We start from the raw sequence: 25,890 nt of genomic DNA, 5'->3' as shown, positions 1-25,890 counted from the left end.
TACGGCGGTCGGCCGTGCCGTCGCTGTCGAGTGAGCCCCGCTCCATTCCATCACAATCCATCAGGACTGAACAGATCCGCACATCGCCCCGACCTCCCGGCGGGCGCTGTCTACCATGCTTGTCATGCGGGAAGCGGGTGGTCCCGGGCCCCGGCGGCGACCGTCGGGGCGGCCCCGGCGCGAACCCCGCCCGCTGGCCCGGGCCGTGGCGCGGGTCGTGGTGCGGGCCGCCGACGGCGCCACCCGCCTGGTCACCAGCCTGCTCGGGGCGAGCCCCACCGCCGGGCGGGAACGGATCAGCGAGGCCGAGCTGCGCGACCTGGTGGCGGCGAACACGCTGCTCGACGCGGACGAGCGCCGGATCATCGACGAGGTGCTGGTGGCCGGCGCGCGGCTGATCCGCGAGGTGATGGTGCCCCGCACCGAGGTGGTCTTCCTCGCCGCCGGCCTGCCGGTGGCCGAGGCGCAGCGGCTGGTCCGGGCCGACCCGCACACCCGCTACCCGGTGGTGGACGGCACGCACGACGACGTGATCGGCCTCGTGCACCTGCGGGACGTGCTGCTGCGACCGGAGCCGGCCGGCCGGGTCGCCGTCGGTGAGCTGGCCCGCGAGGTGAAACGGCTGCCGGGCAGCAAGCGGGTCCTCGCGGCGCTCACCGAGATGCGCCGGGAGGGACACCACCTGGCCGTGGTGGTCGACGAGTACGGCGGCACCGCCGGCATCGTCACCTGCGAGGACCTGGTCGAGGAACTGGTCGGGGAGATCCACGACGAGGCCGACGGGTCCGACCCGGCCCCGGCCGGGCTGCCGGCCGTGGTCGACGGCCGGCTCAACCTGGCCGACTTCGCCGAGCGCACCGGCGTCCCGCTGCCCGCCGGCCCGTACGAGACGGTCGGCGGGTACGTGATGGCCGCGCTGGGCCGCCTGCCGGTGGCCGGCGACGAGGTACCGGTCGCCGTCGACCCGGGCGACGGGCCGGACACCACCGATCCGGAGGGCTGGCTGCTGCGGGTGCTGGCGCTCGACGGTCGACGGGTGTCCCGGCTGGCGGTCTCCACGCGGCGCCTGCCCGAGCCCCGACGCGAGGTCAACGCCGCACCGCCGCCGGTACCGGCCCGACCCGCCGGCCCGTCATGACGGATGCCGGAGCTTGCTGACAGAATTGCCGCCATGTCCGACGTACCCGTCCGCCCGCGCGTCTTCTCCGGCATCCAGCCGACCGCCGACTCGTTCCACCTCGGCAACTACCTGGGCGCGCTGCGGCACTGGGTGGCCCTGCAGGACAGCCACGACGCGTTCTACTGCGTGGTGGACCTGCACGCGATCACCGCGGGGCACGACCCCGAGGTGCTCCGGCGACGCACCCGGGTGGCTGCCGCGCAGCTCTTCGCGCTGGGCATCGACCCGGAACGCAGCACGCTGTTCGTCCAGTCGCAGCTCCCCGAGCACCCGCAACTGGCCTGGGTGCTCGGCTGCATCACCGGGTTCGGCGAGGCCGGCCGGATGACCCAGTTCAAGGACAAGGCGCAGAAGCAGGGCAGCGACCGGGCCAGCGTCGGCCTGTTCACCTACCCGATCCTGCAGGCCGCCGACATCCTGCTCTACCAGGCGCACGCGGTGCCGGTCGGCGAGGACCAGCGGCAGCACCTGGAGCTGTCCCGTGACCTGGCGCAGCGGTTCAACTCGCTGTTCGGCACCACCTTCCGGGTGCCGGTGCCGCACATCGTGAAGGACACCGCCAAGATCACCGACCTGCAGGACCCCACCGCCAAGATGTCGAAGTCGTCGTCCTCCCCGGCCGGCATCATCGACCTGCTGGAGGACCCGGCCCGCTCGGCCAAGAAGATCCGCTCGGCGGTCACCGACACCGGCCGCGAGATCGTCTTCGACGCGGAGGGGAAGCCGGGCATCTCCAACCTGCTCACCATCTACTCCGCGCTCTCCGGTCGCGGCATCGACGACCTGGTCGCCGCGTACGACGGCCGGGGCTACGGCGACCTCAAGAAGGACCTCGCCGAGGTGGTGCGGGAGTTCGTCACCCCGATCCAGGAGCGCACCAACGGCTACCTGGACGACCCGGCACAGCTCGACAAGCTGCTCGCGCGGGGCGCGGAGAAGGCCCGGGCGGTGGCGGTCGACACGCTGCGCACCGCGTACGAGCGGGTCGGGTTCCTCCCCCCGGTGCGGTTCGAGTAGCGGCCGGCACAGAGATGTCGGACAACGTGACGGGCGACGGGGACATGATCCAGATCGGGATCGCGGTGGACGTCCCCGAGCCGTGGGGCGGGATGCTCACCCGCCGTCGGGTCTCCGCCGGTGACCCGCAGGCGGTGCCGGCCCACGTCACCCTGCTCGGGCCCACCGAGATCCCGGTCCGCGCGCTGCCCGCCGTCGAGGAACACCTGACCCGGGTGGCCGCCGCGCACCTGCCGTTCACCCTGCACCTGCGCGGCACCGGCACGTTCCGCCCGGTCACCCAGGTGGTCTTCGTGACCGTGGCGGCCGGGATCAGCGAGTGCGAGCTGCTCGCCTCCGCCATCAACTCGGCCCCCGAGCTGCGCCGCGAGGCGCGTTTCCCCTACCACCCGCACGTGACCGTGGCCCAGGACGTGCCGCCCGAGGTGCTCGACAAGGCGTACGAGGACCTGGCCGACTTCTCCGCGCTGTTCGAGGTGGAGGCGTTCACCCTCTTCTCGCACAGCGGGGCGGCCCGGTGGCAGCCCCGGCGCGACTTCCGGCTCGGCGGCCGGCGCTGAACACCCGGCCGGCCGGGCCGCCTCCACCGGGGGCCGCGATCGGCGAGGATGGCGGGGTGAACGTCTTCGGCCGGATCGAGGCCGCCCTCGGGCGCCGGATCGACCTGGCCCGCGGTCGCTCACCGGTCTTCGACCACCTCTGGCAGGCCGGGACGCTCTACGCCGACCTGCTCGCCGGCCGGCTCGCCGCCGCCATCGCCTACTACGGCTTCTTCGCCGTGTTCGCGCTCGCCCTGGTCGCGTACTGGATCTTCGGCGCGGTGCTGCGGGACAACGAGGACGTCAGCCGTGCGGCGGCCGAGTTCCTCCGGGAGAACCTGCCGTTCCTCGACCCGGCGCAGATCGCCGAGAGCAGCAACACCGTCGGCGTGGTCGGCCTGATCATCCTGGTCTTCACCGGCATCGGATGGGTGGAGGCGATCCGCTCCTCCCAGCGGCTGATGTACGGCTTCAACCAGCAGCCCGGCAACCTGGTGATGCGCCGCCTGGTCGACCTGGGCGTGCTGGTCGCGGTCTTCGTGCTGCTCTTCGTCTCGGTCGCCGCCGTCGACGCGCTGGAGTCGCTGCTGCGCTTCCTGCTGCGCAGCACCGGCTCGGTCGGCCTGACAACGATCAGCGCGGTGCTCAGCGTGCTGGTCAACGCGGTGCTCGCCGCCGCGCTGCTGCTGGCCGTGCCCCGACTGCGGATGAGCCGCCGCCGGCTGCGCCCGGCGGTGCTGACCGTCGCGGTCGGGATCACGCTGCTCAACACCGTCGGGCGCTACTACGTGGTTCGCACCGAGCGGAACCCGGCGTACACGGTGGTGGCGACCGCCGTGGGTCTGCTGCTCTACCTCTACCTGCTCAACCAGTTGGTGCTCTTCGGCGCCGCGCTCGCCGCCACCAGCCGGTTCGGCCGGGTGGTGGACCTGGCCGAGGGTGGGGCGGGTGCGCGGGAGGTGGACGTGGAGGCGGACGTGCTCGACGAGGAGACCGATCCGGGCACGCCCGGGGGCGGGGGATGAGCCTCCGGGTGCGGGTCGACGCCGAGTCGGCGGTGCCCCCGTACGAGCAGGTGCGGGCGCAGCTCGCGAGCGCCGTCTCCGACGGTCGGCTGGCGGTGGGCACCCGGCTGCCGGCGGTCCGGCAGCTCGCCGCCGACCTGGGGCTGGCGGTGAACACGGTGGCCCGGGCGTACCGGGAGCTGGAGTCCGCCGGCCTGGTGCAGACCCGGGGCCGGCACGGCACGGTGGTGGCGCCGGGCCGCGACGACGCCACCGACCGGCTGCACCGGTCCGCCGTCGACTACGCGGCCGAGGCGCACCGCCTGGGCGTGTCGCCGGAGCGGGCGCTCGCCCTGGTCCGAGCGGCGTTGGACGCCGGTACGCGTGGCTGAGAGCGGTCGCCTGAGCGGGGAGAGTCGGGGGATTGCGGTCCCCGCGCGGGCGCGCACCGACCATGATGGGCCGGTGGGCGCACTCGTGACACTGGACCTGCCGGACGACTCGCCGATGCTGGGCCTGCCGTGGATCATCACGTTCGGCCCGCTGGCCGCCGAGGACGAGTGGGAGCCGGTGGTCTGCGGCCCGTACGAGCGACCGCACGCGCTGGCTCTTGCCGAGGCGGTGGTGGCCGAGGAACAACTGATGGCGGTGGTGGAGCCGCTGCTGCCGGCGCTCACCCCGGAGGAGATCCGCGGTGAGATCGCCGCCGCGCAGATCGCCGCCGCGGACGAGGCGGCCGAGACCGACCAGGCGGACCTCTACGGCGACTTCGAGGACGTCATCGACGACGAGCTGGAGCTGGCCGCGGAACGCCGGCCGGAGCCGGAGCCGGCCGATCCGCCGGACGCCGACGAGGTCCGCGCCGGGTTCGCCCGGATCGCCGCGCTGCTGACCGCCAAGGGCGGTTGAGCGCCGGCGCACGCGTCGATGGACACCGGCCCCCGGGAGCGGACTCCCGGGGGCCGGTACCACCTCACCCCCCACCACAAGGGGTCGGCAGCCCAGCCGCCCGTCGGCGCGGGGCACAACGGACGACCAGGTCGTTGGCGGGTTACCCGGCTCAGCGCCGTTCGAACCACGCGGCTGAGTCCACCGGCAGGACGTGGCCGTCGCCCCGCTCGGTGAGGTCGGCGCTGGCGACGAGCGGCCGGCCGTGGCCGGTCACCGTCACGTCGGCGCCGCTGAGGTTGACCACGCAGGTCAGCTCCGTGCCACCGGCGGCGCGTCGGAACGCCAGCACGCCGGGTTCGGTCTCCAGCCAGGTGATGCCGTTCAGGCCGGCCAGCGCCGGGTGCTCGCCCCGGATCCGCAGCGCCGCCCGGTACAGCTCCAGCGTCGAGCCGGGCGTGCCGGTCTGCGCGGCCACCGAGAGGGCACGCCAGGTCGCCGGCGCGGGCAGCCAGCTCAGCTCGCTGCCGTCCGGCCCGAAGCCGTACGGGGCCAGCTCGCCGCTCCACGGGATCGGCACCCGGCAGCCGTCCCGGCTCTCGCCGGTGCGCCGGAACGCCGGGTCCTGGCGCAGCTCGTCGGGGAGGTCCAGCACCTCCGGCAGGCCCAGCTCCTCGCCCTGGTAGACGTAGGCGCAGCCGGGCAGCGCGAACATCAGCAGCGCGGCGGCCCGGGCGCGACGCAGGCCGACGTCACCGTCGCCGTAGCGGGTGACGTGGCGCTGCCGGTCGTGGTTGGAGAGCACCCAGGTGGTCGGCGCGCCGACGATCGTCGACTCGGCCAGCGCGGTGTCGACGACCTTGCGGAACGAGTCGGCCGACCAGGTGGCGTCGAGGAAGTCGAAGCTGAACGCCTGGTGCAGCTCGTCCGGGCCGATGTAGCGGGCCAGCCGCTGCGGCGTCTCGGCCCAGGCCTCGGCGACCGCCATCCGGCCGCCCGGGTAGCTGTCCAGGATCGGCCGCCAGGCGCGGTAGATGTCGTGCACCTCGTCCTGGTCGAAGTAGGGCAGCCGGCCCTTGCCGAGCAGCTCCGACTGGCGCTGCCCGGTGGTCATCGAGTTGAAGCCGACGTCGGGCAGGCCCTCCGCCTTGATCATCCCGTGCGCCACGTCGATCCGGAAGCCGTCGACCCCGCGGTCCAGCCAGAACCGCAGGACGTCCTCGAACTCGGCGCGCACCTCGGGGTGACGCCAGTTCAGGTCGGGCTGGGCCGGGTCGAACAGGTGCAGGTACCACTGGCCGTCGACCACCCGGGTCCAGGCCGGGCCGCCGAAGATGCTCTCCCAGTCGTTGGGGGGCAGCTCGCCCTGCTCGCCCTTGCCGTCGGCGAACAGGTAGCGCTCGCGCTCGGGCGAGCCCGGGCCGGCGGCGAGCGCGGCGGCGAACCAGGGGTGCGCGCTCGAGGTGTGGTTGGGCACCAGGTCGACGATGATCCGCAGGCCCAGGGCGTGGGCGTCGGTGATCATCTCGTCGAAGTCGGCCAGGTTGCCGAAGATCGGGTCCACGTCGCGGTAGTCGGCCACGTCGTAGCCGGCGTCGACCTGCGGCGAGGTGTAGAAGGGGGTCAGCCAGAGCGCGTCCACGCCCAGGTCGCGCAGGTAGGGCAGGCGTGCCCGGATGCCCTGGAGGTCACCGACGCCGTCGGAGTTCGCGTCGGCGAAGCTGCGGACGTAGACCTGGTAGACGACCGCGGAGCGCCACCAGTCGTCGTCGGTGGTCATCGGCGCGGGGGTGGCGGCGGAGGTCATCGGTGTCGATTCCCGTTCTGTGGCGGCACAGGGTGTCTGAGCAGAATGCCGCGCCGGCTCTGCAAGAGTCAAGCATTCCTTGCGCAAGAAATGACCGCGATCACCTCCCGGCCAGCCCGATCACGCGCCACCCGTTGTCCCGCATCCCGGGACGGTGAGGTCAGGCGGGGACGGCCAGGGAGGTGGGCGTGGGGCGTTGGCGCTTGACGGCGGGGTGGGGCGGGCGACGGCGGTGGAGCCGCGGACCACCAGCTCGGGGCGGAAAAGGTATTCCGAGTGCGGGGCGGCGTGGCCGTTGATCTCGTCGACCAGGGCGCGGACCGCGGCGACCGCCATCGCGGTCACCGGCTGGCGCATGGTGGTCAGCGGCGGGTCGGTGAACGCCATCAGCGGCGAGTCGTCGTACCCGACCACGGACAGCTCGCCGGGCACCGAGCGGCCGCGCTGCCGGGCGGCCCGGATGGCGCCGAGCGCCATCAGGTCCGAGCCGCAGACGATGCCGGTGACGTCCCGGTCGATGAGCCGGCCGGCGGCCGCCTCGCCACCCTCCACGCCGAACAGCGACAGCTCGGCCAGCTCGTCCAGGTCGTTCCCGGTCACGCCGGCGAGCCGCGACATCGCGGCCCGGAAACCGGCCACCCGCCGCTGCACCGGCACGAACCGGTCCGGGCCGGTGATCAGGCCGATCCGGCGGTGGCCGAGCGCGACCAGGTGGGCGACGGCCAGCTCGGTGGCCTCCCGGTCGTCGCAGGAGACGAAGGGGGCGTCGATGCTGGGGGCGAAGCCGTTGATCATGACCATCGGCAGCGGCCGGGCGATCAGCGCGCGGTACCGGTCGTGGTTGGCCGCGGTGTCGGCGTGCAGGCCGGAGACGAAGACGATCCCGGACACCTGGCGGTCCAGCAGCATCTCCACGTACTCGTCCTCGGTGACCCCGCCCGGGGTCTGGGTGCAGAGCACCGGGGTGAACCCGGACTGCGCCAGGGTCGACTCGATGACCTGGGCGAACGCCGGGAAGATCGGGTTCTCCAGCTCGGGCACCACCAGGCCGACCAGGCCGGCGCTGCGCTTGCGCAGCCGGGCCGGTCGTTCGTAGCCGAGCACGTCGAGGGCGGTGAGGACGGCCTGCCGGGTCTCCGGGGCCACTCCGGGGCGGTCGTTGAGCACCCGCGACACCGTGGCCTCGCTGACTTCGGCCTGTTGGGCGATGTCGGATAGTCGAGCGCGCATGGCGGCACTTTAGCTCAACGGCAAAGTCTTGCGTACACTTCTGCAAGCCCTTCCATTCTCTGCAACCTCTTGCTAACGTCCCCGCAACATGCGAGAGCAGCGGCGCAGCACCCCCGCGCCGGTCAGCAAGAACTTTCAGAGGTTTCCACTGGCGGTCGCCCTTCCCCCGGCGGGCCGCCATGACGACAGGAGTACCGATGCGCATCCGTACCGCGGGTGTGGTCGCCGTCCTCGGCCTGGCGCTCGCCGCCTCCGGCTGTGGTGACAGCGGCAGCGACAAGCCGGCCGCCGAGCAGTCCGCCAGCAAGGCGACCGGTGGCAAGCTGGTCATCTGGGCCGACGACAAGCGCACCGCCGCCCTCAAGCCCTTCGCCGAGGAGTTCGGCAAGGAGAACGGCGTGACCGTCGAGGTCCAGGCCGTCTCGAAGGACCTGCAGACCAACTTCGTCACCGCCTCCCAGCAGGGCTCCGGCCCGGACGCCGTGGTCGGCGCGCACGACTGGATCGGCAACCTGGTCCAGAACGGCGCCATCGACCCGGTCCAGCTCACGGCCGAGCAGAAGGCGGGCTTCAACGAGACCGCGGTCAAGGCGGTCACCTTCAACGGCCAGCTCTACGGCGTGCCCTACGCCACCGAGAACCTGGCGCTGCTCCGCAACACCGAGCTGGCCCCCGAGGCGCCGAAGACGATCGAGGACCTGGTCACCGCCGGCAAGAAGCTCAAGGCGGAGAAGAAGGCCAGCGAGATCCTCTGCCTCCAGTCCGGCCAGAACGGCGACGCGTACCACATCTACCCGCTGTACTCCTCGGCCGGCGGCTACCTGTTCGGCACCGCCGCCAACGGCGACTACGACCCGAAGGACCTGGGCGTGGGCAAGCCGGAGTCGATCGCCGCGTTCCAGAAGATCGCGAAGCTCGGTGAGAAGGGCGACGGCGCGCTGAAGCGGTCCATCACCCCGGAGAACTCGATCTCCACCTTCACCGGCAAGAAGTGCGCCTTCCTGGTCTCCGGTCCGTGGGCCGTGGCCGACGCCAAGAAGGCCGGCATCAAGTACGACATCTCCCCGGTCCCCGGCTTCGCCGGTGGCAAGGAGGCCCAGCCGTTCGTGGGCGTCCAGGCGTTCTACGTCGCCGCCAAGGGCAAGAACAAGGCCCTGGCCCAGGAGTTCGTCACCAACTACGTGACCAAGCCCGAGCTGGCCGTCGCGCTGTACAAGGCCGAGCCGCGCCCGCCGGCGCTGACCGCCGCCTTCGACCAGGTCAAGGGCGAGGACCCGGACCTGGCCAAGTTCTCCGAGGCCGGCAAGAACGGCCAGGTGCTCCCGGCGATCCCGGCCATGGCCGCGATCTGGGACCCGTTCGGCAAGGCCGAGGCCGCCGTCATCGGTGGCGCCGACCCGGCCAAGACGATCACGGCCGCTGGCAAGACCATCCAGGGTCAGATCAAGTAATGAGCGCGCCGCTGTCCGGCCCGGGGTCCACGCGGACCCCGGGCCGGGAGCCCGCCCGCCCCGGGCTCCCGCGCACGTCCCGTACCGCGCGGAACCACGCGCCGATCACCGCGACCGGCCTCGTCGTCAAGGTGGTCCTGCTCGGCCTGGTGGCCGGGATCGCGATCTGGGCGGCGTTCCCGCTCATCGAGGCCGGACACTGGATCGGGCTGGGCGTCCTGGTCGCCACCACCGCCGCCCTGTTCTACCTCTACCTGGGCCGCCGGCACATCCCGGCGAAATACCTGGTCCCCGGCACGCTCTTCCTGATCGCCTTCCAGGTGCTCCCGGTGCTCTTCACCGCCAGCACCGCGTTCACGAACTTCGGCGACGGTCACCGCGGCAGCAAGGACGACGCGGTCGTCGCCATCCAGACCTCCTCGGTGAAGCAGGTCCCCGGCTCCACCGAGTACGCGCTGACCATCGCCACCAAGGGCGACCCGGCGACCGGCGACCTGGTCTTCCTGCTCAGCGACCCGAAGACCAAGCAGGTCTTCGCCGGTGACGCGGGCGGGCTGCGCCAGCTCGACGCCTCCGACGTCACGGTCAGCAGCCTCAGCGGCAAGATCACCGCCGCCGACGGCTACACCGTGCTGAACATCGGGCAGGCCAGCGGGCGCAGCGACGCCGTCACCGCGCTGATCGTGCCGACCGACGACGGCGCGATCCGCTCCAACGGCCTCACCCGGGCCTACGAGGGCAAGGCGGCCCGGGCGTACGACGCCGGCTGCGACTGCGTCAAGGACAGCGAGACCGGCAAGACCTGGACCGCCGACGAGAAGGTCGGCTCCTTCGTCGCCGCCGACGGGGAACGGCTCACCCAGGGCTGGAAGGTGAACGTCGGGCTGAAGAACTTCGGCGCCGTGCTCACCGACCCGAACATCTCCGGTCCGTTCTTCGGCACGCTGGCCTGGAACTTCGCGTTCGCGATCGGCTCCACCGGGTTCACCTTCCTGCTCGGCATGGCCATCGCGCTCGCGCTGCACTCGCCCCGGATGCGGGGCACCAACTTCTACCGGGTGCTGCTGATCCTGCCGTACGCCATGCCGTCGTTCGCGATGCTGCTGGTCTGGCGGGACATGTTCAACACCGACTTCGGCCTGCTCAACAACCTGTTCGGGCTGGACGTCGACTGGTTCGGCGGCGCCTGGTCGGCCCGGATCGCGGTGCTGCTGGTGCAGCTCTGGCTCGGCTACCCGTACATGTTCCTGGTGGCCACCGGCGCGCTCCAGGCCATCCCGCGGGAGCTGACCGAGGCGACCTCGGTCGACGGGGCGACGCCCTGGCAGTCGTTCCGGGCGGTCACCCTGCCGCTGCTGCTGGTGGCGCTCTCGCCGCTGCTGATCGCGTCGTTCGCGTACAACTTCAACAACGTCAACGCGATCCTGTTCACCACCGAGGGTGGGCCGTTCGCGCCGGACAACCCGCGCAACGGCGCCACCGACCTGCTGATCACGTACACCTACCGGCTGGCGTTCGGCGCCCAGGGCGCCGAGTACGGCCTGGCCGCCACCGTCTCGATCTTCATCTTCGCGATCGTGGCGACGGTGTCGGCGATCAGCTTCCGGCGCACCCGCAAGCAGGAGGAGGTGTACTCGTGACCAGCCTCGCGGAGACCCCCGTGGCCCGACGGTCGCGTGGCCGGTGGTTCGCCCTGGTGGGCTGGCGGCACCTGGTCGGCGTGCTGGCCGTGCTGTTCAGCCTCTTCCCGATCATGTTCGTGATCTCCGCGGCGCTCAACCCGCTCGGCACGCTCTCCTCCACCGAGCTGCTGCCGACCGGGGCGTCGCTGGAGAACTTCACCAACCTGTTCGACCGGACCGCGTTCGGCCACTGGTTCCTCAACTCGCTGCTCCTGGCGGGCGTGGCCAGCTTCGCGTCGATCTTCCTGTCGGCGCTGGCCGCGTACGCGTTCTCCCGGATGCGGTTCGCCGGGCGCCGGATCGGCCTGCTCACGCTGCTGCTGATCCAGATGTTCCCGCAGTTCCTGGCGATCGTGGCGATCTTCCTGATCTTCACCACGATCACCGACCTCTACCCGGGGATCGGCTTCAACACCCCGTGGGGCCTGTTCCTGCTCTACATGGGTGGCGCGCTCGGCGCGAACACCTGGCTGATGAAGGGCTTCTTCGACACCCTGCCGAAGGAGCTGGACGAGTCGGCGACCATGGACGGCGCGTCGCACGTGCAGGTCTTCTTCCGGATCATGCTGCCGCTGGTGGCGCCGATCCTGGCGGTGACCGGCCTGCTCGCGTTCATCGGGTCGATCAACGAGTTCATCATCGCCAACGTGTTCCTCACCAACACCGATTCGAAGACCCTCGCGGTCGGCATGTACGGCCTGGTGGCGGGGGAGCGCAACAACAACTTCGGGATGTTCGCGGCGGGCACGCTGCTCACCGCGATCCCCACGGTGCTGGTGTTCCAACTGCTCCAGCGCTACATCGTCTCCGGCCTCACCTCCGGAGCGGTCAAGGGCTGAGCCTCCTCGGCTCACGCTGCGGCAAGGGCGTCGTGTCGGCGTACACCGGAGCGGTTTGGAGGGCGACCGTCGCGGTCGGGTGACCGATCGCGGCGGGCGCCCCACTCACTGTCGGTACGACGCGAAAGGCCGCACCATGTCCCTGCAGCCCCACCACGACGGCTCCGCCACCTACGTGCCGGAGCAGGAGCCCGCGCTCGGGCAGACCGTGCCCGTCTTCGTCCGGGTGCCGGCCGGCGCCGGCGTCGACCGGGTGCACCTGCGCACCACCGGCGACGGCGAGCCGCACTTCGCCGAGGCGGTCGTCGACCGCACCGTCGACGGCGACGTGTGGTGGCGGGCCGACGTCGAGGTCCGCAACCCGGTCAGCAACTACCGCTTCCTGCTCGACGGCGACGCCGGCGCCCGCTGGCTGAACGCGGCCGGCACGGCCGCCCACGACGTGCCGGACCACGGCGACTTCAAGCTGGTCAGCTACGCGCCGCCGCCGGCCTGGGCCCGGGACGCGGTGATCTACCAGATCTTCCCGGACCGGTTCGCCCGCTCGGCCGGCGCGGCCGGCCGCAGCGTCCCGGACTGGGCCATCGCCTGCGACTGGGACACCCCGGTCGTCGGTCGCGGCCCGGAGACGCCCCGCCAGTTCTACGGCGGCGACCTGGACGGGATCACCGAGCGCCTGGACCACCTGGACCGGCTCGGCGTCAACACGGTCTACCTCACCCCGATCTTCCCGGCCCGCTCCAACCACCGGTACGACGCGTCCAGCTTCGACGCCGTCGACCCGCTGCTCGGCGGCGACGCGGCGCTGGCCCGGCTCGCCGACGCGGTGCGGGCCCGGGGCTGGCGGCTGCTCGGCGACATCACCAGCAACCACACCGGCGACGCGCACCGGTGGTTCACCGACGCGATCTCCGACGTCGACGCGCCGGAGCGGGAGCTGTACTACTTCGACCTGCCCGGCTCGGACTACGAGTCGTGGAACGGGGTCAAGTCGCTGCCGAAGCTCAACTGGGGCAGCGCGGAGCTGCGCCGCCGCTTCGCCACCGCCGAGGACTCGCTGCTGCGCCGCTGGCTGCGCCCGCCGTACGGGCTGGACGGCTGGCGGGTGGACGTGGCGAACATGACCGGCCGGCGGGGCGCGGACGCGTACACCCACGAGGTGGCGCGGCTGCTGCGTGAGGTGGTCGCCGAGACCCGGCCGGACGGGCTGCTGCTCGCCGAGCACGGCCACGACCACACCGGCGACCTGGACCGCGACGGCTGGCACGGCACGATGAACTACGTCGGGTTCACCGACCCGGTGTGGTCCTGGCTGCGCCACGGCGACGGCCCGGTGCCGAACTTCCTCGGCACGCCCGGCGGGGTGCGGCGGCGGGACGCGGACGCGGTGCTGGCCACCATGAACACCTACCGGTCGCTGATCTCCTGGCGGTCGTACACGCACTCGTGGCAGCTCCTCGGCTCGCACGACTCGGCCCGGATCCGCACCGTGGTCGGCGACGCCGCCCGGCAGGAGGTGGCCGCCGGGCTGCTCGCCACCATGCCCGGGACGCCCGTCGTGTTCGCCGGTGACGAGCTGGGGCTGACCGGCACGAACGGGGAGGGCTCGCGTACCCCGATGCCGTGGCACCGGCCGGAGAGCTGGGACCGGCGCACGTTCGACGCGTACCGGTCGTTGCTGGCGTTGCGCCGCGACGAGCCGGCGCTGCGGCACGGCGGCCTGCGGTGGGTGCACGCCGACGCGGACACGCTGGTCTTCCTCCGCGAGACGCCGACCGGCTCGGTGCTGGCGATGGCCCGCCGCGCCCCCGGCGCCCCGGTCCACCTGACCGGCCTGCCCGCCGCCGACAACATCTACGGCGGCGCGCCCGCGCTGCGCCCCGGCGCCGCGACGCTGCCCGCCGACGGCCCGACCTTCCAGCTCTGGCGCTGGTGAAAGGCGGGGGCCCCGCTTAACGCATTCTGCATAAGCGGGGCCCCCGCCCAACACCTCAGCGCAGGAGGGCGCGGGCGCCGGCGAGGTAGGTGGCGCGGTCCGGGGAGCCGGTGAGGATCCGCTGGGTGAAGTAGCCCGGCACGAGACCGAACAGCGCCGCGCCCACCGCCTCCGGGTCGGCGTCCGGGGACAGCTCGCCGGCGTCGCGCGCCCGGGTCGCGGCGGTGACGAAGTGGCCGCGCAACCGGGTGTACGTGGCGGCGACGAACTCGGCCAGCACCGGGTCCCGCTGGGCCTCGCTCCACACCTGCAACGCCAGCGGCAGCACGCCGTCCGGGCCGAGCTGGGTGTCGACGAAGGTCAGCGCGCGGTCCAGCACCCCGATCAGCGGCAGCGGCGGGTCGGCGGTGGACAGGTCGGCGAAGGTCGCGTCGGCGGTCCCGATCACCGCCTGGGCGATGGCCGTGATCAGGTCGTTCTTGCTGGGGAAGTAGCGGTAGACCGCGCCGACCGAGAGCCCCGCCTCCTTGATCACGTCCTGCATCGAGGTGTGGTGGAACCCGTCGCGCACGAAGCAGCGCCGAGCCGCGTCGAGGATCTGCCGGCGGCGGGCGGCGAGGTGCTGTTCGGACACGCGTGGCACGACACACATCCTAAAGCGAACGTTCGTTCTTGACGAACGAGCCGGCGACGGCGCACGCTCATTCCAAGAGAACGAACATTCGTTTTAAGGAGATGGCGATGCTGCGCTCCCGCTCGCCCTGGACCCTCACCGCGCTGCTCGTCGGCGTGGCGGTGGTGGTGCAGGCGCTGCTCGTACCGCTGTTCGCGGCACCCGCCGCGCACCTCGCGCCGCGCGACCTGCCGGTGGCCGTGGCGGGTCCGCCGCCGGCCGTCGCCGAGCTGACCGCCCGGCTGGCCGCCGCCCGCCCCGGCGGCTTCGCCGTCACCGCGCTGCCGGACGCCGCAGCGGCCGACCGGGCGCTGCGCGACCGGGAGGTCTACGCCGCGTTCGTGGCCGGTCCGGACGGCGTCGCCCTGCACACCGCGCCGGCCGCCAGCCCGACCGTGGCGGCCCTGCTCACCGAGGCCGCCGGTCAGCTCGCGGCCGGTCGCCCGGTGCCGGTGACGGCGGTCGTGCCGACCGACCCGGACGACCCGCGCGGCGCCGGGTTCGCCGCCGGGTTCCTACCGCTGGCGCTCACCGGCATGCTGGCCGGCGCGCTGCTCACGCTCCTGGTCGCCGGCCGCCGCGCGCGGCTGGCCGGCCTGATCGGGTACGCGGTGCTCGCCGGCGCGGCCGGTGTCACGGTGCTGCACGGCTGGCTCGGCCTGCTCGACGGCGACCCGTGGCGGGAGGCGGGCGCGATCGGCCTCTTCTCGCTGGCCGCGGCCGGCACGGTGGCGGGTCTCGGCGCGCTGCTCGGCCGCGCCGGTCTCGGCCTCGGGGCGCTGCTCGTCTTCCTGGTCGGCAACCCGCTCTCCGCGGTCGCCGCCGCGCCCGAGCTGCTGCCGCAGCCGTGGGGGACGGTCGGACAGTTCCTGCCGGTCGGCGCGGGCGGCACGCTGCTGCGCTCGGCGGCGTTCTTCGACGGCGCGGGCACCGGCCGGCCGCTGGCCGTGCTGTCCGGGTACGCGCTGGTCGGGCTGGCGCTGGTGCTGGCCGGCCGCCGGGCCGGAGCCGACGCGGACCGGGAGACCGTGGCGGAGCAGCCGGTGGCGGCGCAGGTCACGGTATGACGGCACCTCGGCGAGCTGACTACTACGCGGCGTCGTTGATGGGGAACAATGGCCGGCGTGGAAGCTCTTCGACTGATCCTTCTCTACGTCCATCTGATCGGCTTCGCGCTGCTGCTCGGCGGCGGGATCGCCCAGTACGTCAGCGGCCGGCTGCGGATCAACGCGGCCATGCTGTGGGGAGCGGTGATCCAGATCCTCACCGGTCTCGGGCTCTCCGCGCCGCTGCGCGACGGTGACGAACCGGCCCCGGCGAAGCTTGTTACCAAGTTGGTGCTCGCGCTGCTCATCTTCGTCATGGTCTTCTTCTCCCGTAAGCGGGAGTCCGTGAACCGCGGGCACTTCCTTGCGATCATCGGGTTGACCCTGCTCAACGCGGCGGTCGCGGTGTTCTGGCGGTAGGCCGCCGGGCGCCGGGAGGGCACCGGGAAACGGACGTTCAGGACGCGCCCGCGCACGCCTACCGGTCGGAAAAGTGATCTGCCCCACCCAAGGGTTACACCGGGGTAACGGACACTCAACAGTCGTGCACGATTGTCGGCCGGTGGGTGGGCGCGGGCGTACGCTCCCGTCCGTAACGTGGGACGCCGGCGGCATACCGCAGGCCGGCGCAAGGGCATGCGTACCGCGCACGACGCGGGCGCAATGGGAAGGAGACGTCTTGCGCTCTGTGCGTGGGATGCGGATCGCCTCCGCCTTCGTGGCGGGTGGCCTCGTGCTGGGCGCCGCCGCGTGTGGTGAGGCTCCGGACGACGACAAGAACGACGCCGGCGGCACTGGCGGCAAGAAGTACAGCGCCTGCATGGTGACCGACGTCGGTGGCATCGACGACAAGTCCTTCAACACCTCGGCCTGGAAGGGCCTCCAGGAGGCGAAGAAGGAGAACGACAACATCGACATCAAGAACGTGCAGTCGAAGGCCGAGGCGGACTACGAGGTCAACCTGACCGGGTTCGTCAACCAGAAGTGCGACTTCATCCTGGCCGTCGGTGGCCTGATGTCGGACGCCACCAAGAAGGCCGCCGCCGCGAACCCGAACCAGCAGTTCGCGATCGTCGACGCCAACCCGGGTGTGGGCAACATCTACCCGATGCAGTTCGACACCGCGCAGGCCGCGTTCCAGGCCGGCTACCTCGCCGCCGGGATGAGCAAGACCGGCAAGGTGGGCACCTACGGCGGCCTGCCGATCCCGCCGGTCACCATCTTCATGGACGGCTTCGCCGACGGCGTGGCGTACTACAACAAGGCCAAGAACAAGAACGTCTCGGTCATCGGCTGGGACAAGGCCACCCAGAAGGGCTCCTTCACCAACGACTTCGTCAAGCAGGACGAGGGCAAGAAGGTCTCCGACGCGCTGGTCGCCCAGGGCGCCGACATCATCATGCCGGTCGCCGGTGGCGCCGGCCTCGGCACCACCTCCGCGGCCAAGGCCTCGGGCGGCAAGTACTCGGTCGTCTGGGTCGACGTCGACGGCTGCGAGAGCACCCCGGACTGCTCGGCGATCGTGACCACGGTCGTCAAGAACATCCCGGAGGCCGTCAAGGAGGCCGTGGTGAAGGCCGCCGGTGGCGAGAAGCTCCAGTCCACCCCGGGCTTCGTGGGCACCCTGGCCAACACCGGTGTCTCCATCGCGCCGTACCACGACTTCGACAGCAAGGTCCCGGCGGACCTGAAGGCCGAGGTCGACAAGATCAAGGCGGACATCGCCGCCGGCACCATCACGGTCACCTCGAAGGCCCAGCCGACCAAGTGACCGCTCCGCCGGCCGCCGCGGTGAGATCATCGGCAGCGGGGCCGGCGAGCACCAGCTAGCACGATCCGGCCGTCCCGGGCGTACGGGTTCTCCAACCCCACGCCCGGGGCGGCCGGTCACCGTGATCCCCCGACACCCCCACCCGGCGCGGTGGCGGCGCGGCAGTCGCTACGCTGCACCATCGCTCGCACTCCAGGAGGTTGCGCTGAGACTCGAACTGCGCGGCATCACCAAACGGTTCGGTGATCTGGTCGCCAACGACCACATCGACCTCACGGTGGAGCCTGGAGAGATCCACGCCCTGCTCGGCGAGAACGGCGCCGGCAAGTCGACCCTGATGAACGTGCTCTACGGCCTCTACCAGCCGGACGAGGGCGAGATCCTGGTCGACGGCAAGCCGCTGCGGCTGAAGGGCCCGTCGGACGCGATCGCCGCCGGGATCGGGATGGTGCACCAGCACTTCATGCTGGTGCCGGTCTTCACCGTGGCCGAGAACGTGATGCTCGGCGCCGAGCAGGTCAAGCTGCCCTTCGCCGGGCTGCTGGACCGCCGGCGGGCCCGGCGCGAGGTCGCCGAGGTCTCCGAGCGCTACAACCTCCGGGTCGACCCGGACGCGGTGATCGAGGACCTGCCGGTCGGCATCCAGCAGCGGGTGGAGATCGTCAAGGCGCTCACCCGCGACGTCGACCTGCTGATCCTGGACGAGCCGACGGCTGTGCTCACCCCGCAGGAGACCGAGGAACTGCTCACGGTCATGCGGTCGCTCAAGGCCGCCGGCAAGTCGATCGTGTTCATCACCCACAAGCTGGGCGAGGTGAAGGCGATCGCGGACCGGATCACCGTGATCCGGCGCGGGCGGACGGTCGGCACCGCCGAGCCGAGCGCCAGCCGGGACGAGCTGGCCGCGCTGATGGTCGGCCGCAACGTCCGGCTGACCGTGGACAAGCAGCCCGCCCAGCCCGGCAAGCCGATCCTGGAGATCGCCGGCCTGGTCGTGGACGACGACCGGCAGATCCGCGCGGTCGACGGCGTCGACCTGACCGTGCACGCCGGTGAGGTGCTCGGCGTCGCGGGCGTGCAGGGCAACGGCCAGACCGAGCTGATCGAGGCGATCATGGGCCTGCGCCCGGTGCTCGCCGGCGCGATCACCCTCGACGGCGAGGCGACGCAGGGCTGGTCGACCAAGAAGGTGCTGCGCGCCGGCGTCGGCTACGTGCCGGAGGACCGCAGCGTCGACGGCCTGGTCAAGGAGTTCTCCGTGGCGGAGAACCTGGTGTTGGACATCTACGACCGGCCGCCGTTCGGCAAGGGCCTGTCGTTGAAGCCGGACGCGATCGCGAAGTCGGCCAGGGAGCGGATCGAGCAGTTCGACGTCCGCACCTCGTCGGCCGACGCGGCCGTCGGCACGCTCTCCGGCGGCAACCAGCAGAAGGTGATCGTGGCGCGGGAGCTGTCCCGGCCGCTGAAGCTCTTCATCGCCGCCCAGCCCACCCGCGGTGTGGACGTCGGCTCGATCGAGTTCATCCACAGCCGGGTCATCCGCGAGCGGGACGTCGGCACCGCGGTCATGGTGGTCTCCAGCGAGCTGGACGAGGTGATTGGCCTGGCCGACCGGATCGCGGTGATGTACCGCGGCCGGGTCATCGGCATCGTCGGCCCGGACACCCCACGCGAGGAGATCGGCCTGCTGATGGCCGGCATCACCCCCGACACCGCGCCCGCGACCCCGCACGAGGGCGACGCCGCCCCGGCCCCCGAGGGCCCCGGCAACGAGGACGAGGCATGACGAACCCGAACCCGGCGTCGGGCTCCCCGGACAAGGAGCCGGCGACCGAGGCGCTCCAGGCGCGCGAGGAAGCCCGCGCGACGCCGACCGCGCCGGCCGGCGACACCGAGCGGGCGGTCACCACCACCGCGAAGCGGCCCGCGCCCGCCGACGAGCCCCGCCCGAGCCTGGGCCGGCTCTTCCTGGACAACCTGTGGGCGGCCAACACGGTCACCGTGACCGTGCTCGCGGTCGTGCTGGCGATGCTCGTCGGCGCGGTGCTGATCATCGTCTCCGACCCGGAGGTGCTGGCCACCTACAGCTACATCACCGCCCGCCCGGCGGACGCGTTGAACGCGAGCTGGACCGTGGTCAGCGAGGCGTACGCGAACCTGTTCAAGGGCGCGATCTTCGACCCGGACGCGGTCGGCTTCACCGCCGCGATGGGCCCGATCTCGGAGACGCTCACCTACACCGCGCCGCTGGTCTTCACCGGCCTGTCGGTGGCGCTGGCGTTCCGGGGCGGCCTGTTCAACATCGGCGCCCAGGGCCAGGCGACCATCGGTGTCATCCTGGCCGCGGTCGCCGGGTTCGCGCTGCCGCTGCCCCCCGGGGTGCACCTGCTGGTGGCGCTGATCGCCGGCGCGCTCGGCGGCGCGCTGTGGGGCTTCATCCCGGGCATCCTCAAGGCCCGCACCGGGGCCCACGAGGTGATCAACACGATCATGCTCAACTACGTGGCGGTCTACTTCCTCTCCTGGATCATCGTCCAGAGCGGGGTGCAGAACCCGACCCGGTCGGACGCGATCAGCAAGCCGGTCGACTCCTCCGCGCAACTGCCCCGACTGCTCGGCGACAACCTGCGGGTGCACGCCGGCATCCTGCTCGCGGTGCTGGCCACCTGGTTCATCGCCTGGCTGCTCAACCGCTCCACGCTCGGCTTCGAGCTGCGGGCGGTGGGCGCCAACCCGGACGCCGCCCGGACCGCCGGCATCAGCGTGACCAAGACGTACGTGCTGGTGATGGTGATCGCGGGCCTGCTGGCCGGCCTCGGCGGCTCGAACATGGTGCTCGGCTCCACCGCCGACGCGCTGACCCCGCTGGTGATCGCGCAGATCGGGTTCGACGGCATCCTGGTCGCCCTGCTCGGCCGGGTGAAGCCGTGGGGCGTGCTGCTGGCCGCGCTGCTGTTCGGCGCGCTCCAGGCCGGCGGCAACCGGATGCAGTCGTACTCCGGGATCTCGCTGGAACTGGTCACCGTGCTCCAGGCGCTCATCGTCATCTTCATCGCCGCCCCCGCCCTGGTGAAGGCGATCTTCCAGCTCCGGGCGGCCCGCGCCGCCCGGCTGCAGACGAGCCTCGCGAAGGGCTGGTGAGCATGTCCACCACGGCTGTCCCCGACGTCGCGGTCACCGCGGTCGACGAGGGTTTCTGGACGCGGGCCCGCAAGGCCGGTGCCGTCCTGCTGGCGCTGGGCGTGCTCGCGGCGGTGCTGTTCGGCGCGCTCGCCACCGACCAGCAGGCCCGCTTCACGCTCAGCGAGACCGAGGGCGGCGCCGCCCTGGAGATCAACGGCACGGTCGGCGCGATCCTGTTCGGGGTCATCGCCGCCGCGGCCGGTGCCGCGCTGCTGGCCGGCGTGCCCAAGCGCTGGTTCACCCTGCTGCTCGGCGCCGGCCTGGTCGCCTTCGTGCTGAGCTTCCTGTGCTGGCAGGTCTCCGCCGCCCCCGAGGGGCGCAACTTCATGCCGCTGGTCAACGTGCTGCGGGGCACGTTCATCCTGGCGCTTCCGCTGATCTTCGGCGCGCTCGCCGGGGTGCTCTGCGAACGTTCCGGCGTGGTCAACGTGGCGATCGAGGGCCAGTTGCTGATGGGCGCCTTCTCCGGCGCGCTGTTCGGCAGCATCTCCGGCAGTGTCTGGGTGGGCCTGGTGGCCGCCGCGATCGGCGGCGCGTTCATCTCGCTGCTGCTGGCCGTGTTCGCGATCCGCTACCTGGTCGACCAGGTGGTCATGGGCATCGTGCTCAACCTGCTGGCGGTCGGCATCACCGGCTTCCTGTACGAGCGGCTGATGCAGACCGACGCGGCGAAGTACAACAGCGCGCCGCGGTTCAGCAACTGGGAGATCCCGCTGCTGAAGGACATCCCGCTGCTCGGGCCGGCGCTGTTCCGGGGCAACATCTTCCTCTACCTCGGCCTGCTGCTGGTGCTGGTCATCCACCTGGCGCTGTTCCGTACCCGGTGGGGCCTGCGGACCCGGTCGGTCGGTGAGCACCCGACCGCCGCCGACACGCTCGGCGTGAAGGTGCTGCGGCTGCGCTACCGCAACGTGATCATGGCAGGGCTGGTGGCCGGCGTCGGTGGGGCGTCGTACACGCTGGCGCTCTACTCGTTCACCAAGAACATGATCGGCGGCAAAGGCTTCATCGCCCTGGCCGCGCTGATCTTCGGCCGGTGGAGCCCGACCGGTGCGCTGCTCGCGGCGCTCTTCTTCGGCTTCGCCGACCAGCTCGCCACCTACCTGGGCGCGATCGGCAGCAGCATCCCGAGCCAGTTCCTGGCGATGCTGCCCTACCTGGCGACGATCCTGGCGGTGGCCGGGCTGGTCGGCAGGGTCCGGGCGCCGGCCGCCGACGGCAAGCCGTACATCAAGGGCTGATCGCCGCGCGACGCACCGTGCCCGGCGGGGGTGACCCGCCGGGCACCGTCGTCTCCGGCCGCGTCCGCGACCGATCGGCGTGAATTGGGCAGAATGGGAGTCGTGATGGAGATCGACTGGGAGCGGCTGCGGGCCGCCGCCACCGAGGTCATGCGGCACGCCTACGTGCCCTACTCGAAGTTCCCGGTCGGGGCCGCGGCCCTGGTCGACGACGGTCGGACGGTGGTCGGCTGCAACGTGGAGAACGCCGCGTACGGCGTGGTGCTCTGCGCCGAGTGCGGCGTGGTCTCCTCGCTGCACGCCACCGGCGGCGGCCGGATCGTGGCGCTGTCCTGCGTCGACGCGACCGGCGAGCCGCTGATGCCGTGCGGCCGGTGCCGGCAGTTGCTCTGGGAGCAGGGCGGCCCGGAGTGCCTGATCGAGGCGAAGGGCGGGCCGCTGCGGATGGCCGAGCTGCTGCCGCACGCGTTCGACGTGGCCGACATCGAGGCGGTCACCGGCGAGCACCCGGTGCCCGTGGTGCCGGACCGGCTGGCCGCCTGGCGGGGGCGGGGCACGGTGTTCGTGCACCCCGACCTCTCCGACGGGCAGCAGGTGTGGACGGCGTACTGGGAGCGGTCGGCCGGCGACACCGAGGGCGCCGAGACCGGCGTGCTGGAAGAGGGCCCGACCTGGGACGATTCGGTCGGGGCGATCGAGTGGGGGTTGGCGCGGACGCCGCGCGTGGTGGTGGTGGACGCGTCCGGCACCATCTTCTGGGCCGGTGAGGGTGAGCCGCCGTCGGAGATTCCGGTTCGCTGGGGTTGAGGTGGGGAATCGGGCCGACCGTGCCCGGCTCCGGGCGGTCAGGCTTGATCCCTCTGCCGGTCACGGTCGGCCCGATTCCTCGACGGTCACCGTTCGCGGGGTCGGTGCGACCACGCGCGATTTACTGATTGGATCATCAGAAGTGAGTGCTTTTACGGCGGTTGATGTCATTCGGGCGAAGCGGGACGGGGGTGTGCTGAGCGACGGGCAGATCGACTGGGTGGTCGACGCGTACACCAAGGGGTTGGTGGCCGACGAGCAGATGTCGGCGCTGGCCATGGCGATCCTGCTGCGCGGCATGACCGGCCCGGAGATCGCCCGGTGGACCGCCGCGATGATCGCCAGCGGGGAGCGGCTGGACCTGTCGCCGGTGGCCCGGCCGACCGTCGACAAGCACTCCACCGGCGGCGTCGGTGACAAGATCACGCTGCCGCTGACCCCGCTGGTCGCGGCCTGCGGCGCGGCCGTGCCGCAGCTCTCCGGCCGGGGCCTCGGCCACACCGGCGGCACGCTCGACAAGCTGGAGTCGATCCCCGGCTGGCGGGCAGCGCTGTCCAACGACGAGTTCATCGCCCAGCTCCGCGACGTCGGCGCGGTGATCTGCGCGGCCGGCGACGGGCTCGCCCCGGCCGACCGCAAGCTGTACGCGCTGCGCGACGTCACCGGCACCGTCGAGGCGATCCCGCTGATCGCCAGCTCGATCATGAGCAAGAAGATCGCCGAGGGCACCGGCGCGCTGGTGCTCGACGTGAAGGTCGGCTCCGGCGCGTTCATGAAGAACGTCGACGACGCCCGCGAGCTGGCCCGCACCATGGTCGAGCTGGGCGGCGCGCACGGCGTACGGACGGTCGCCCTGCTCACCGACATGTCCACCCCGCTCGGCCTGGCCGTCGGCAACGCGGTCGAGGTGACCGAGTCGGTGGAGGTGCTGGCCGGCGGCGGCCCGGCCGACGTGGTGGAGCTGACGCTGGCGCTGGCCCGGGAGATGCTCGACGCGGCCGGCCTGCCGGACGCCGACCCGGCCGCCGCGCTGCGTGACGGGCGGGCCATGGACTCGTGGCGCGCGATGATCCGGGCGCAGGGCGGCGACCCGGACGCCCCGATGCCGACCGCCAACGAGGTCGAGCTGGTCACCGCGACCGAGGACGGCTGGGTGGCCGAGGTGGACGCGTACGCGATCGGGGTCGCCGCCTGGCGCCTCGGCGCCGGCCGCGCCCGCAAGGAGGACCCGGTCAGCGTGCCGGCCGGCGTGGTGCTGCACAAGCGCCCCGGTGACCCGGTGCGCGTCGGCGACCCGCTGTTCGAGCTGCGCGCCGAGCACGCCGAGCGGATCCCGGCCGCGTTGGCGCAGGCACGCGACGCGATCCGGGTGGCGCCGGCGGCCCCGGCCACGACGCCGCTGGTGATCGAACGGATCGGCTGACCGGCGGGGCATGGTGCCGGGCCGGTCGGAGCCGCTATCCTCGCAGGCCAGGGGGACCGACCGGCATCGAGCCGAGGCGAGCAGACAGGGACTGAGGCGTTGCGCGTATCCGCTCCCGACCCCCGGGCCGTCCGTGAGGCGAGCCTCGACGAGTTGTCCCGGCTGGGTCTTCCGCTGCCACCGCCGCAGTTTCCGCTGGTCTGGGAGCCGGGTGACGAGATCGAGTTGCGTCCGACGCCGGAGATCGAGGCGCGGATCGCGGTGCTGCACCTGATCCTGGCCCGCTGCTTCGGCATGCCGCCGCAGGCCGCGATGAGCTGGCTGCTGGAGTCGCATCTGGTGGAGATGCTGACGCCGCCGGAGTGGCAGTTCGTGATGGGCGGCCGGGGCGACCACCGTTCGTTCGTGCTGCACCACGACGCGCTCTTCTCGCTGGCCTGGGTGCTCGGCCTGAGCAAGCAGCTCGACCCGACCGTGCCGGTGGACGAGCGGCTGGTCGAGCGGATGCCGAACCTGGTCACCGGGGAGACGTTCCCGCAGTGGCGGGCCCGGATCCTGGCCGCCCCGCAGCATCCCGCCGACGCCGCCGCCCTGCTCGACCTGCACTACTGCCTGGACTGGGCCTACCTGGAGACGGAGAAGGCCGGGCGGGAGCTGCCCGGCCTGGTGGACGCGAACGCGATCGGGCAGCGCCGGTGGGCGCTGGAGTGGGCGGTGGTGCTGCGCGGGCCGTACCACGACGACCCGCCGGGCTGGGAAGAGGTCGACCTGTCCACCTGAGCCCGCTCAGCGCGGGCGGTGCGTGCCCAGCCGCACGGCGAGCGTGACCGGCGTCGGCTCGGGCAGCGCGGCGATCCGCGCGGCGAGCCGGTCCGGGTCCGCGTGCCAGGCGCTGGGCCCCATCCCGACCAGCGTGGTGACCTCGGCGCGGGTCAACGCCAGCCGGGCCCGGTGTTCGTCGGCGGACTCCTCGACGAAGTGGGCGCCCAGGCTGTCGGCGACCCGGTCGGCCTTGGCCGGGTCCACCCGCAGCAGGTCCAGCGCCTCGACCAGCTCGCCGAGGTGGTCGCCGGCCGGGGTGACCACCAGCAGCGCGCCGGCCGGGTCGAGCACCCGGTGGAACTCCGCGCCGTTGCGCGGCGCGAAGACGTTCAGCAGCACGCGCACGGACCGGTCGGCCAGCGGCAGCCGCTGCCAGGTGTCGGCCAGCGCGGCGGCGGCGCGCGGGTGCGCCCGGGCCGCGCGGCGCAGCGCCGGCTTGGAGACGTCGAGGGCCAGGCCGGCGGCGTCCGGCAGCGCCGCCAGCACCGCGGCGAGGTAGTGCCCGGTCCCGGCGCCGGGCTCCACCACCAGGGGGTACGGGTCCCCGGCCGCGACCCGGCCGGCGGCGGCCAGCGCGGCGGCGACGGTGTCGTAGTGCCCGGCGGCGAGGAAGTCGGCCCGGGCGGCGACCATCTCGGCGCTGTCCCCGCTGTGCGGGGCGCGGCCGGCGAGCAGGTTGACGTAGCCCTGCCGGGCGGTGTCGAAGCTGTGCCCGCGCGGGCAGCGCAGCGCGCGGGTGGTGCCGGCGGTGGCCTCGGCCAGCGGCTCGCCGCAGATCGGGCAGCGCAGCCGGGCCAGGATCCGGTGGTCCACGGCTCAGCCCGCCGCTTCCGCGCGTCGATCGTCGCCGTCGCCGGATTGGCCGGCGAGACGGTCGACCACCCGCTGGCTGAGCGTGCCGAGTGCCGCCAGTTCGGCCGGGGTGAGCAGGTCGATCAGGTGGCGACGGACGGCGGCCACGTGTCCCGGCGCGGCGGCCTCGACGGCCTGCCGGCCGGCCGGGGTGAGGGTCACGACCGAGCCGCGCCCGTCGGTCGCGCACTCCTCCCGGACAACCAGGCCGCGTTGCTGCATCCGGGAGATGTGGTGGGAGAGCCGGCTGCGGGACCAGAGCATCCGGTCGGCCAGCTCGCTGAGCCGCATCCGCTGGCCGGGGGTCTCGGAGAGGTCGCTCAGCACGTCGTAGTCCGGCTCGGAGAGGCCGGCGTCCTGCATCAGCTCACGGGCCAGCTCCAGGTCGAGCAGGCGGCGCATCCGTCGGTAGCCCCGCCACGCGCGGTCCTCCCGCTCGTCGAGCCAGCGCGGTTCCTCCATGCCCCGATCCTATCAACTGGTTGACATGTCACCAATC

At 72.4% G+C, this 25,890-nt stretch carries 24 protein-coding genes; 19 read left to right on the top strand and 5 right to left on the bottom strand.

Annotation, left to right across the window (positions count from 1 at the left end; genetic code table 11):
- Positions 1 to 124 precede the first annotated feature (124 nt).
- The 6 genes from H1D33_RS20595 to H1D33_RS20570 all read left to right on the top strand — a co-directional run bounded on the left by H1D33_RS20595 (position 125) and on the right by H1D33_RS20570 (position 4,649).
- The gene (locus H1D33_RS20595; protein WP_181571591.1) at positions 125 to 1,138 is read left to right on the top strand and encodes a hemolysin family protein; all 1,014 of its coding nucleotides are present in this window, start codon (positions 125 to 127) and stop codon (positions 1,136 to 1,138) included.
- Positions 1,139 to 1,171: 33 nt separating this feature from the next.
- Complete coding sequence (gene trpS, locus H1D33_RS20590; RefSeq protein WP_181571592.1) at positions 1,172 to 2,197, top strand: tryptophan--tRNA ligase; 1,026 nt, start codon at positions 1,172 to 1,174, stop codon at positions 2,195 to 2,197.
- Positions 2,198 to 2,211: 14 nt separating this feature from the next.
- On the top strand, positions 2,212 to 2,757 hold the full coding sequence (locus tag H1D33_RS20585; RefSeq protein ID WP_181571593.1) for a 2'-5' RNA ligase family protein: 546 nt from the start codon (positions 2,212 to 2,214) through the stop codon (positions 2,755 to 2,757).
- Between the two features lie 56 nt (positions 2,758 to 2,813).
- Positions 2,814 to 3,761 (top strand): YihY/virulence factor BrkB family protein, encoded by a 948-nt coding sequence (locus H1D33_RS20580; RefSeq protein ID WP_181571594.1) that lies wholly within the window; start codon positions 2,814 to 2,816, stop codon positions 3,759 to 3,761.
- Positions 3,758 to 4,132, top strand: a complete 375-nt coding sequence (locus H1D33_RS20575; protein WP_181571595.1) for a GntR family transcriptional regulator — start codon at positions 3,758 to 3,760, stop codon at positions 4,130 to 4,132. Before H1D33_RS20580 ends, H1D33_RS20575 begins: the two co-directional genes overlap by 4 nt.
- Before the next feature lie 73 nt (positions 4,133 to 4,205).
- Positions 4,206 to 4,649, top strand: a complete 444-nt coding sequence (locus H1D33_RS20570; RefSeq protein ID WP_181571596.1) for a hypothetical protein — start codon at positions 4,206 to 4,208, stop codon at positions 4,647 to 4,649.
- 151 nt (positions 4,650 to 4,800) lie between these two features.
- Here the strand turns inward: H1D33_RS20570 and H1D33_RS20565 are convergent, their stop codons facing one another.
- Positions 4,801 to 6,435, bottom strand: a complete 1,635-nt coding sequence (locus H1D33_RS20565) for a glycoside hydrolase family 13 protein (protein ID WP_181571597.1) — start codon at positions 6,433 to 6,435, stop codon at positions 4,801 to 4,803.
- A gap of 120 nt (positions 6,436 to 6,555) precedes the next feature.
- Complete coding sequence (locus tag H1D33_RS20560) at positions 6,556 to 7,665, bottom strand: LacI family DNA-binding transcriptional regulator (protein ID WP_246411974.1); 1,110 nt, start codon at positions 7,663 to 7,665, stop codon at positions 6,556 to 6,558.
- A gap of 197 nt (positions 7,666 to 7,862) precedes the next feature.
- Between H1D33_RS20560 and H1D33_RS20555 the strand changes: the two genes are divergently transcribed.
- From H1D33_RS20555 to H1D33_RS20540, 4 genes are all read left to right on the top strand, one after another.
- On the top strand, positions 7,863 to 9,116 hold the full coding sequence (locus H1D33_RS20555; RefSeq protein ID WP_181571598.1) for a sugar ABC transporter substrate-binding protein: 1,254 nt from the start codon (positions 7,863 to 7,865) through the stop codon (positions 9,114 to 9,116).
- Positions 9,116 to 10,756, top strand: a complete 1,641-nt coding sequence (locus H1D33_RS20550; protein WP_181571599.1) for an ABC transporter permease subunit — start codon at positions 9,116 to 9,118, stop codon at positions 10,754 to 10,756. The genes H1D33_RS20555 and H1D33_RS20550 overlap by 1 nt, the downstream gene beginning before the upstream one ends.
- Positions 10,753 to 11,637 (top strand): sugar ABC transporter permease, encoded by an 885-nt coding sequence (locus H1D33_RS20545; RefSeq protein WP_181571600.1) that lies wholly within the window; start codon positions 10,753 to 10,755, stop codon positions 11,635 to 11,637. Before H1D33_RS20550 ends, H1D33_RS20545 begins: the two co-directional genes overlap by 4 nt.
- A 136-nt stretch (positions 11,638 to 11,773) precedes the next feature.
- Positions 11,774 to 13,573, top strand: coding sequence for an alpha-amylase family glycosyl hydrolase (locus H1D33_RS20540; RefSeq protein WP_181571601.1), 1,800 nt, complete (start codon positions 11,774 to 11,776; stop codon positions 13,571 to 13,573).
- A 55-nt stretch (positions 13,574 to 13,628) separates the two neighbouring features.
- Here the strand turns inward: H1D33_RS20540 and H1D33_RS20535 are convergent, their stop codons facing one another.
- On the bottom strand, positions 13,629 to 14,216 hold the full coding sequence (locus H1D33_RS20535; protein ID WP_181571602.1) for a TetR/AcrR family transcriptional regulator: 588 nt from the start codon (positions 14,214 to 14,216) through the stop codon (positions 13,629 to 13,631).
- Between the two features lie 98 nt (positions 14,217 to 14,314).
- Here H1D33_RS20535 and H1D33_RS20530 point away from each other — a divergent pair, with 98 nt between their 5' ends.
- The 9 genes from H1D33_RS20530 (at position 14,315) to H1D33_RS20490 (ending at position 24,497) form a co-directional block, all read left to right on the top strand.
- On the top strand, positions 14,315 to 15,313 hold the full coding sequence (locus H1D33_RS20530; RefSeq protein WP_181571603.1) for a hypothetical protein: 999 nt from the start codon (positions 14,315 to 14,317) through the stop codon (positions 15,311 to 15,313).
- A gap of 57 nt (positions 15,314 to 15,370) precedes the next feature.
- Positions 15,371 to 15,712, top strand: a complete 342-nt coding sequence (locus H1D33_RS20525) for a hypothetical protein (RefSeq protein ID WP_091061503.1) — start codon at positions 15,371 to 15,373, stop codon at positions 15,710 to 15,712.
- Between the two features lie 277 nt (positions 15,713 to 15,989).
- Positions 15,990 to 17,063, top strand: a complete 1,074-nt coding sequence (locus H1D33_RS20520; protein WP_181572655.1) for a BMP family lipoprotein — start codon at positions 15,990 to 15,992, stop codon at positions 17,061 to 17,063.
- Between the two features lie 205 nt (positions 17,064 to 17,268).
- Positions 17,269 to 18,849, top strand: coding sequence for an ABC transporter ATP-binding protein (locus H1D33_RS20515; RefSeq protein WP_246412171.1), 1,581 nt, complete (start codon positions 17,269 to 17,271; stop codon positions 18,847 to 18,849).
- Positions 18,846 to 20,204 (top strand): ABC transporter permease, encoded by a 1,359-nt coding sequence (locus H1D33_RS20510; protein ID WP_181571604.1) that lies wholly within the window; start codon positions 18,846 to 18,848, stop codon positions 20,202 to 20,204. The genes H1D33_RS20515 and H1D33_RS20510 overlap by 4 nt, the downstream gene beginning before the upstream one ends.
- Before the next feature lie 2 nt (positions 20,205 to 20,206).
- Positions 20,207 to 21,487 (top strand): ABC transporter permease, encoded by a 1,281-nt coding sequence (locus H1D33_RS20505; protein WP_181571605.1) that lies wholly within the window; start codon positions 20,207 to 20,209, stop codon positions 21,485 to 21,487.
- A gap of 93 nt (positions 21,488 to 21,580) precedes the next feature.
- Complete coding sequence (locus tag H1D33_RS20500; protein WP_181571606.1) at positions 21,581 to 22,294, top strand: cytidine deaminase; 714 nt, start codon at positions 21,581 to 21,583, stop codon at positions 22,292 to 22,294.
- A 142-nt stretch (positions 22,295 to 22,436) separates the two neighbouring features.
- The gene (locus H1D33_RS20495) at positions 22,437 to 23,717 is read left to right on the top strand and encodes a thymidine phosphorylase (RefSeq protein ID WP_181571607.1); all 1,281 of its coding nucleotides are present in this window, start codon (positions 22,437 to 22,439) and stop codon (positions 23,715 to 23,717) included.
- Between the two features lie 99 nt (positions 23,718 to 23,816).
- Positions 23,817 to 24,497 (top strand): DUF4272 domain-containing protein, encoded by a 681-nt coding sequence (locus H1D33_RS20490; RefSeq protein ID WP_181571608.1) that lies wholly within the window; start codon positions 23,817 to 23,819, stop codon positions 24,495 to 24,497.
- A gap of 6 nt (positions 24,498 to 24,503) precedes the next feature.
- On the opposite strand, the gene H1D33_RS20485 is transcribed toward H1D33_RS20490, so the two are convergent.
- On the bottom strand, positions 24,504 to 25,352 hold the full coding sequence (locus H1D33_RS20485) for a putative RNA methyltransferase (protein ID WP_181571609.1): 849 nt from the start codon (positions 25,350 to 25,352) through the stop codon (positions 24,504 to 24,506).
- A 3-nt stretch (positions 25,353 to 25,355) separates the two neighbouring features.
- Positions 25,356 to 25,853, bottom strand: coding sequence for a MarR family winged helix-turn-helix transcriptional regulator (locus H1D33_RS20480; protein ID WP_181571610.1), 498 nt, complete (start codon positions 25,851 to 25,853; stop codon positions 25,356 to 25,358).
- Positions 25,854 to 25,890 lie beyond the last annotated feature (37 nt).

Origin of the sequence: Micromonospora ferruginea (assembly GCF_013694245.2) — a bacterium.
Taxonomy (GTDB): Bacteria; Actinomycetota; Actinomycetes; order Mycobacteriales; family Micromonosporaceae; genus Micromonospora; species Micromonospora robiginosa.
Note: the sequence above shows the minus strand (reverse complement) of the source record. Positions and strands in the feature narration are given on the sequence as shown.